The sequence below is a fragment of the Kitasatospora sp. NPDC004723 genome (genome assembly GCF_040609255.1).
Lineage (GTDB): Bacteria > Actinomycetota > Actinomycetes > Streptomycetales > Streptomycetaceae > Kitasatospora.
Genome location: NZ_JBEXJT010000011.1, coordinates 171822 through 178039, shown reverse-complemented (window position 1 = coordinate 178039; position 6218 = coordinate 171822). Strand labels below are relative to the sequence as shown.

Annotated in this window: 8 protein-coding genes; 2 read left to right on the top strand and 6 right to left on the bottom strand. The window is 70.2% G+C overall.

Going from position 1 to position 6218, the window contains the following annotated elements:
- Window positions 1-296 precede the first annotated feature (296 nt).
- Window positions 297-590 carry a hypothetical protein gene (locus tag ABZW10_RS14980; RefSeq protein WP_355364421.1) on the bottom strand — a complete coding sequence of 98 codons (294 nt, stop codon included), beginning with the start codon at window positions 588-590 and terminating at the stop codon, window positions 297-299.
- A 377-nt stretch (window positions 591-967) separates the two neighbouring features.
- On the opposite strand from ABZW10_RS14980, the gene ABZW10_RS14975 reads away from it, so the two are divergent.
- Window positions 968-1792 (top strand): formyltransferase family protein, encoded by an 825-nt coding sequence (locus ABZW10_RS14975; protein WP_355364435.1) that lies wholly within the window; start codon window positions 968-970, stop codon window positions 1790-1792.
- Window position 1793: 1 nt separating this feature from the next.
- Here the strand turns inward: ABZW10_RS14975 and ABZW10_RS14970 are convergent, their stop codons facing one another.
- Entirely contained in the window at window positions 1794-2003 is a 210-nt protein-coding gene (locus ABZW10_RS14970; RefSeq protein WP_355364418.1) for a hypothetical protein, read from the bottom strand.
- A 420-nt stretch (window positions 2004-2423) separates the two neighbouring features.
- Between ABZW10_RS14970 and ABZW10_RS14965 the strand changes: the two genes are divergently transcribed.
- Window positions 2424-4973 (top strand): DUF262 domain-containing protein, encoded by a 2550-nt coding sequence (locus ABZW10_RS14965; protein ID WP_355364415.1) that lies wholly within the window; start codon window positions 2424-2426, stop codon window positions 4971-4973.
- A gap of 63 nt (window positions 4974-5036) precedes the next feature.
- On the opposite strand, the gene ABZW10_RS14960 is transcribed toward ABZW10_RS14965, so the two are convergent.
- From ABZW10_RS14960 to ABZW10_RS14945, 4 genes are read right to left on the bottom strand one after another with little or no spacing between them, the layout of a single operon-like run.
- Window positions 5037-5219, bottom strand: a complete 183-nt coding sequence (locus ABZW10_RS14960) for a hypothetical protein (RefSeq protein WP_355364412.1) — start codon at window positions 5217-5219, stop codon at window positions 5037-5039.
- Window positions 5216-5455: a hypothetical protein gene (locus ABZW10_RS14955; RefSeq protein WP_355364410.1), complete on the bottom strand. Its 240-nt coding sequence runs from the start codon at window positions 5453-5455 to the stop codon at window positions 5216-5218. Before ABZW10_RS14955 ends, ABZW10_RS14960 begins: the two co-directional genes overlap by 4 nt.
- The gene (locus ABZW10_RS14950; protein ID WP_355364407.1) at window positions 5443-5688 is read right to left on the bottom strand and encodes a hypothetical protein; all 246 of its coding nucleotides are present in this window, start codon (window positions 5686-5688) and stop codon (window positions 5443-5445) included. Before ABZW10_RS14950 ends, ABZW10_RS14955 begins: the two co-directional genes overlap by 13 nt.
- Window positions 5685-6053, bottom strand: coding sequence for an ATP-binding protein (locus tag ABZW10_RS14945; RefSeq protein WP_355364404.1), 369 nt, complete (start codon window positions 6051-6053; stop codon window positions 5685-5687). Before ABZW10_RS14945 ends, ABZW10_RS14950 begins: the two co-directional genes overlap by 4 nt.
- Window positions 6054-6218: the final 165 nt, after the last annotated feature.

Genomic DNA, 6218 nt, shown 5'->3' with positions numbered 1-6218 from the left:
TACCAGATGTTTTCCGTGCCGTTCCCGGCGCTTCCTTCATCCAACTCGCTGGCGTCTTCTGCGGCTTGACGCCCCGTCCGACGTTTCAAACTCTAACCGATCCCCGCTCCGAAAAGCGAATCCGGTCGCAATTCCCGAAAATGCACACGCCGAATAAACCCCATGCCGGGGAGGCGCAGACATTTCCAGAGGATTGGCCGCCCCGGGACCGTCCGCGCCGATGCGTGTCCGGTGCTCCCTGCCGAGCGACTAGAGAACACTACCCCTCCCCCGGAGTGGGGGCAAGTTGTCGCTGGTCACAGCTCGCCCCGGCCCGGGCGGGTGGAGGGCGGCGGTGCGGGGGTCGCGGTTCTGCGGTCACGCCAGAGCACGACCAGGACGCCACCGACGCCCACGAAGAGTGCGGCGGCGGCTCCGGCCACCGGAAGCAGCGGGCTCGGGGCCTCCGAGGAATCGGCCGACGCCGAGACCTGGCCGGCCCTCGGCGTGTCCGGGACCGGTTCCGGCAGCGCGCCGCAACCGCTGATCCCCGTCATCACCAGCCCCGCGACCCCTGCTGCGTACTTGGTCCGCATGCGTGTGCGTTCCACGGTCCCCCACTCTCGTCACCGACGGACACCCTCGCCCCGCCTGACCAAGCCTTCCCAGCACAGTGGGAGAACCGGACCCTCCGCACCCGGATTGCCCGATATTCACTTGTGCGTGTGACCCGCACCCCTCACACAATCCCCACCCAGTTCGAGCCCTGCGCACAAGATCTCCTCGCGTTCGGAGAACTTCGGTGTGCACCTGTAGACAGCCGGACCGAACCAAACCGGATCCACACCGGTCGTCGTGCCGCCGAGCGGTGTGGCAGTTCCTCGTGTCTCCGTCCCGGGGCACGAGCAGATCCAGCTTGATGTAGTTTCGAGAGCCTCTTTTGCGGAGCACAGGAGGAGCAGTGCCGGACAGGTTGCGGGTCGTGCTGATGTCCTACGGCCCGGAAGGGTTCGCCGATCTGCACGCGCCGTCCGTCGCAGCAGGCCATGATCCGGTCGCCTATGTCTGCGCCGCGTCCACCGCGGGTGGAACGGTCGGCGAGATCCTGGCGAAGCTTCCCCCGGGTCCGGATCTGTTGCTGCCACACAGCGCCGCCGGCCTTGCGCGCGCCCTGACGGGCTACCGACCGGATCTGGTGGTCTGCAACGGGTTTCCCTGGAAGCTGCCGTCAGAGGTCCTGCGTGTCCCTCGTCTCGGCGTGCTGAACGTCCATCCTTCCCTTCTCCCACGCCACCGGGGCCCGATGCCCATCCACTGGGCCGTCCGACAGGGTGATCCGGAGACCGGTGTGACGATCCACTGGATGGACGAGACCTTCGACACCGGACGGGTCCTCGCCCAGCGAGGAGGGGTCGTGCTGCCGGACGACCTGGACGGCGACCTCGTCTTCGAACAGGTCCGCTCGCTGTCCCGTGAGCTGCTGTCGGAGGCGCTGGAACTGGCGGCGAGCGGACACGCCGGAACCGTCCAGGACTCGGAGGGCGCCGGCTACGAGGGTGTGATGGGCCCGGAGAACGCCGTCATCGACTGGTCGGCAAACCGCATGGACATCCACAACCTGGTCCGCGCCTTCCGATTCGGACTGTTTCCCGTTCCCGGGCCCCTCGCTGTCGTGGACGGCCGTTGGGTGGCCGTCCTCCGGTCCCGCAGCGAGCCCGGTGAAGGAGTCCGCAGGGAGTGCGCGGACGGGCCGCTGTGGATCACGGAATGGGTCCCCGTTCCGGGACGGGGGGCCTGGCTACCCGCCGGTTGACTCAGCTGCCCTCTCCCAGGGCGTTCGTCAGCCGCTCGCGCAGTCGTCGCGCACTCGGGTCGGTGAAGTCGTCGAGCAGGGTCAGCGCCTCGCGGCGGTACTGCTGTACAGCCACAGGCGCCTCGTCCTGTTCCAAGGCGTCAACCAGTTGACAGAGGCTCTCGTCGAGCAGGAGTCGCTCTCCCGGCACGTCGGCCAGGAGGTCGCGCATCCGGCAGATCCGCCTTCGCGGAGAGGAGCGTGGCCCGGGGAATCACGACGAGACGCTCGCCCTCACCGACCACCACGTCCTGCGGCAATCCTGCTCGGTACGCCGCTGTCAGGTCCCGCCCGATGACGGCGAAGTCACCATTCGAGAGCTCCCACACGTCGGGGCAGCCGTCCCGCCCACCCGTGGTGCCCAATTCGGTTGGCGACCTGCCCATGCGCCGACTCAGCGCGGCACCGGGATCAGCTTCCCAGGGCTGGCTCATCACGCCTCCGAGTATCGCGTGAGCAGGTGGCTACACACCGTACAAAGCGGCCGGGCCGATCGTCAATCCTCTTCCGGCTCCCGGGCGTCACACCGTCCCCGTACGCTGTCGGCCGGGCCGGAGGCGCAACTCCGGGTACAGTCCGCCGAAGGGGAGTCATGCGCGCGCAGGAGATCACGTTCCTCAAGCTGGTTCAGGGGGAGAAGCAGTTCCAGGTGCCCCTGTACCAGCGGACGTACAGCTGGGAGCGTGAGCACTTTCAGCAGCTGTGGGACGACGTCTGCGAGCTGGTGGAGCAGCACACCGAGGGCAGTGTGCCCGCTCCGCACTTCCTCGGGTCCGTGGTCCTCGCGCCCGGGCACCTCCAGGCCGGCGGGGTGCAGCGCTGGCTGGTGGTCGACGGCCAGCAGCGGCTCACCACGCTGATGCTCGCGTTCGCCGCACTGCGGGACCACTTCAAGGGGACGGGCGAGGAGAAGGCCGCCGATCGGGTCCACCGGCAGATCCTGATCAACGAGTTCGCCCCGGACGGTCCCGACCGCTACCGTCTGCTGCCCACCCAGGCCGACCGGGATGCCTACACCGCGTGCGTGGAGTCCTCTCCGAAGGCGGGGGGACCGGACAACATCGGCCAGGCGTACCGGTTCTTCCTCGGGTCCTTCGCCCAGGAGGCGGAGGAGCACGGCGCCGAGTGGGCCCTGGCGGCCGAGACTGTCCTCAAGGACCTGCTCTCGATCGTGGAGATCACCGCCCAGGCCGGCGACAACGTGTACCGGATCTTCGAGTCGATCAACAACACCGGTGTCGGCCTCAGCCAGAGCGACCTGCTGCGCAACTACGTGTTCAGCCTGTTGCCCAAGCGCGGTGAGCTGGTGTACCGGGAGCTGTGGTTGCCGATGCAGCGGGAGCTCGGTCCGAGGAACCTCGAACTCCTGGTCTGGCTCGACCTGGTGGTGCGCGGGCACAGCAAGGCCAAGCAGAGCGAGATCTACCGCGAGCAGCAGAAGCGGCTGCACCCCATCAAGGACGACGAGGAGGCGCTGCAGCAGGAGATCGCGCTGCTCGCCGAGCGCGGTGGGCGACTGCTGCGGATCCTGGAGCCCGGACGGGAGAGCTCGGGCGCGCTGCGGAGCGTGTTGGAGCGCCTGGGGGCGTGGGGCGGGCAGACGCACTACCCGCTCGCGCTCCACCTGCTCGACCTGGTCGACGCAGGGCGGGCAACGGCGGCGGAGGCCTCGGAGGCGCTCGGGTACGTCGAGTCGTACCTGGTCCGCCGAATGATCTGCCAGGTCCCGACGAACAACCTGAACCGGATCTTCATGGAGGCGCCCAAGGAGCTGGAGCCGGACCGCTCCCCCGCCGAGGCCGTGCACCGGCTGCTCTCTGGCCGCCGCCGCCGGTGGCCCTCCGACGAGGACCTCCGGGAGGCGGTCCGCTCCAAGCCCTTCTACTGGAGCGGGCGGTCGGCCCAGCGCTTCCACGTGCTGCGGCGGCTGGAGGAGAGCCACGCGGCAAGCGAGCCGGTGGACTTCGCGAAGGCGAAGCTGACGGTGGAGCACGTGCTGCCGCAGCGCCCGCCCCAGGCCTGGTTGGACCTGCTCGCGGAGGAGACGGAGGACGGCCAGAGCCCGAAGGAGCTGCACGACCTGCTGGTGCACACCCTCGGCAACCTGACGCTCTCGGGCGAGAACTCCAAGCTCTCCAACCACCCCTTCCAGCGCAAACAGCAGATCCTCGATTCGAGCGCGCTGCGGATGAACCAGGAGATCGCCGTCGCCGACCGCTGGGGCCGGGCGGAGATCCTCTCCCGTGCCGACCGGCTCGCCGAGCGGGCGTGCGCGCTGTGGCCCGCGCCGCTCGGGGCGGTCAAGGCGGTCGGGGACGATTGGCCGGGCTGGGCGGAGCTGCGATCGGCGCTGATCGCGATGCCCAGCGGCACCTGGACCTCCTACGGCGATGTCGCCGAGCTGGTCGGCCTGCACGCGGTCGGCGTGGGCAATCACCTGGCCACCAGGCCGGACGTTCTCGGCGCGTACCGGGTCCTGAACTCGGACGGCCGGGTCTCCCCCGGCTTCCGCTGGCTCGACGGCCGCACGGACACTCCGCAGGAGCTGCTGGAGCAGGAGGGCGTGCCGTTCGACGAGGCCGGCCGGGCGCACCGTGCGCACCGGCTGACCGCGCCCGAGCTCGCCACCCTGCTCGGCCGCGAGATCCCGGCCGACAGCCTGAACGACCTGCCGCACGACACCGAGAACGCCGCGGCCACCGAACGCTTCCGGTCCCAACTGGCCGGGAACCAGAGCGAAGCGGTGACGGCCGGGGTGCTGGCGGCACTGCGGTTCTGGCGTCGGCAGGGCGGTCACCTGGAGTACGGACGCTCCGACGAGACCAGCTGCTTCCCGATGCTCGACACCGGCCGCACCGACCGGGAGCACCTGCTGTGGCCGCTCGCGCTCTACCCGGTGTCGGGGACGGCGGAGGTCGTCTTCCAGTACCTGAAGGACCGCAGTCCGTTCGACGACGCCGAAGTGCGGCGGGAGCTGCTGCGGCGGCTCAACGAGATCGAGGGCATCGAGCTGGCGGAGGCGAAGCTGGAGCTGCGCCCGTCCTTCCCGCTCCAGGTGTTCGCCGAGCACGGCGAGGAGGTCGGCGCGGTGCTGGAGTGGTTCGCCCACGCGGCTGTGGTGGATCCCGCGCGGCGGGTCTGAGGACGGTTGCCGTGCCGCCGGGCCCAAGGAGGGGATCGGCTCGGCGGTCGGCGGTCAGGGTGGTCAGGTGGGTATGTCCCGGGTGGGGTCGCGGTGGTCGGGATCGTGGTCGGGGTGGGGTGGGTGGTTGTCGAAGCGGGAGATTCGCAGGGTCGCGATGACGCCGAGGAAGACGGTGGCGAAGGCGAGGGCGAGCAGGACCGTGAGGGCGGCGCCGACCAGGAGGCCGGCGCCGGTGAGACTCATCGACCGGCCCCGATGACCCGGTGGCCGAGGCGGGCGGCGAGGCCGTGGAGCAGTTCCTCGGCCTGGTCGTGGGTGAGGGCGAGGGCGAGCTCCTCGCCCGGGCCGACGTGGATGTCGAGGTCGACGGCCGCCCGGAGCTGCACCGCCGCATCCGGGACGGCCTCGGTGGTGAGGTAGGCGACGGTGGTCCGCTCCGCGTACACCGACCCGGTGACGAGGGGGATCACGACTCCCACGGCCGGTCACCCCACTCCCGGAGGACGTGGAGGAGGTTGAGGAGGGTGGCGACGGAGGTGTCGCCGAAGTCGACGAGGAGGCGGCCGTCGGTGGACAGGCCGTTGACGGCGGCGGAGTCCCACTGGATGCCCAGGGGCGCGCCGCGCTCGTGGAGTTCGGCGAGGAGGGCGGTGACCTCGGGCTCGGTGTAGGTGCGGAGGTACGTGTCGTCGGGGGCGATGGGGGCGCTCACGCGGCGGCGTCCAGCTCGAACCAGGTGACCTTGCCGGTCTTGGTGGCGGTGGCGCCGAAGCGGTGGGTGAGGGCGCGGACGAGGTGGAGGCCGCGCCCGGAAAGGGAGTAGGGGTCGGCCGGGGTGCCGGGCTCGGGCGGCAGGTCGGGGCAGTCGTCGCAGACGGCGACGCGGAGCTTGGCGGGCTGGAGGGAGACCAGGACGGACGGCGCCGGCGAGCCCGCGTGCTGCCAGGCGTTGATGTACAGCTCGTGGAAGGCGAGTTCGGCGTCGGCGATGACGTCCGGCGGCCAGCCGGCGGAGCTGAGGATCGCGCGGAGTTCGGCGCGGGCGATGGAGCAGTCGGGCGGGTTGAAGGCACGCATGAGGGAACCTCCGGGTGGGGTTGTGCAGTGGGGTTCGTCGTCGATCGGTCGACGGAACGTCGCCGTGAGCCAGGCCAGGGCGGGGCTGGTGATTGCCACGTGTGGCTGCTCTGCGGTGCGGGAGGGCAGGAGGCGCCTACTGCCCCTGAAGACAGGCGTTACTGA

Coding starts and splice junctions, on each gene's coding strand:
- ABZW10_RS14970 (WP_355364418.1), bottom strand. CDS start 2,003: ATGCGCGACCTCCTGGCCGACGTGCCGGGAGAGCGACTCCTGCTCGAC.
- ABZW10_RS14965 (WP_355364415.1), top strand. CDS start 2,424: ATGCGCGCGCAGGAGATCACGTTCCTCAAGCTGGTTCAGGGGGAGAAG.
- ABZW10_RS14945 (WP_355364404.1), bottom strand. CDS start 6,053: ATGCGTGCCTTCAACCCGCCCGACTGCTCCATCGCCCGCGCCGAACTC.
- ABZW10_RS14960 (WP_355364412.1), bottom strand. CDS start 5,219: ATGAGTCTCACCGGCGCCGGCCTCCTGGTCGGCGCCGCCCTCACGGTC.
- ABZW10_RS14975 (WP_355364435.1), top strand. CDS start 968: ATGTCCTACGGCCCGGAAGGGTTCGCCGATCTGCACGCGCCGTCCGTC.